The organism is Mycobacterium sp. TH-M82, assembly GCF_057473605.1.
In genome coordinates this window covers 1-1134 of sequence record NZ_JBYCKY010000453.1, presented here as the reverse complement: position 1 = coordinate 1134, position 1134 = coordinate 1, and the positions used below count along the sequence as shown (strand labels likewise).

At 70.1% G+C, this 1134-nt stretch carries 1 protein-coding gene and 1 pseudogene; both read left to right on the top strand.

Going from position 1 to position 1134, the window contains the following annotated elements:
* Window positions 1-657 (top strand): glycoside hydrolase family 6 protein (locus AC2VON_RS13885; RefSeq protein ID WP_486953494.1); only part of this gene is annotated, 657 nt, incomplete at its 5' end.
* 217 nt (window positions 658-874) lie between these two features.
* Window positions 875-1134: pseudogene (locus AC2VON_RS13880) on the top strand (hypothetical protein); the annotation flags it as partial.

The following is a 1134-nucleotide window of genomic DNA, read 5'->3' as shown; positions in this document are numbered from 1 at the left end:
GGAATCCCGCACCGCGACTGCGGCAGCTTCGCCGCGGGGGGCTTCGCGACGGCCGACGCCTACCGCGCCTGGATCGACGGCATCGCCTCCGACGTGGGCGCGTCGCGCACCGCGATCATCGTCGAGCCGGATGCGCTTGCCATGGCCGACTGCCTGTCGGCGGATCAGCGCCAAGAGCGCTACGACCTGATCCACTACGCCGTCGACACGCTGGGCCGCAATCCGGGCACGGCCGTCTACGTGGACGGTGGCCACCTGCGCTGGCACAGCGCCGAGGACATGGCCGCCCGGCTCAACCAGGCCGGCGTCGGGCACGCGCGGGGCTTCAGCCTCAACACTGCGAACTTCTTCACCACCGCGGACGAAATCGGCTACGGTGAGGCGATTTCGGGACTCACGAACGGTTCGCACTACGTGATCGACACCTCGCGCAATGGCGCGGGACCGGCGCCCGACTCCAAGCTGAACTGGTGCAACCCCGGCGGCCGGGCGCTGGGCACGCCGCCTACCGCGGCCACCGGCGGCGCGCACGCCGACGCCTACCTGTGGATCAAGCGTCCCGGCGAATCCGACGGGACCTGCGACAAGGGCGACCCGCCGGCGGGCACGTTCGTGAACCAGTACGCCATCGACCTGGCCCGCAACGCGGGCCAGTAGCCCTGCACCGCCGGTGCCGAGTCGCTGCGCCAATGCGGGGAACTTGCTGGCGGTGACTCCTCCCGGTGGCCGAGGATCTCGGAGGCCAATTCGGCGAGCGGGCACGCTCCCCGGCCAGCGCCGGCTGCCCGAGTCGGTGACCTCGTAGACCCGGCGAGCGCGTCCGTCCACCCCTTCTTGTCGGGAAGTCAATCCAGGCGCCGTGGATCGGCTCGATATCCGGATGAATGAGCCCCATGAGGCACGCGAAGACACAGTCGTGTTCCCGGGGTGTGAGGTGGTGCCCGCCGCGGAGTTTCGCCACCTGGCTGAGATTTCCGATGAGGAGGAACCTCGGCGGTTCGGTCCGGCCGGCTTCGAAGGGATGGTCGTCAAAGTCGCCGACATCGGAAAAAGCCTCGGCAGCTCTGACCTGAGCTGGGTCACGGCGCACGAGGACGGCTGGCCTCGGGGGCGGCCGGGGTCGACCGTGGCGGG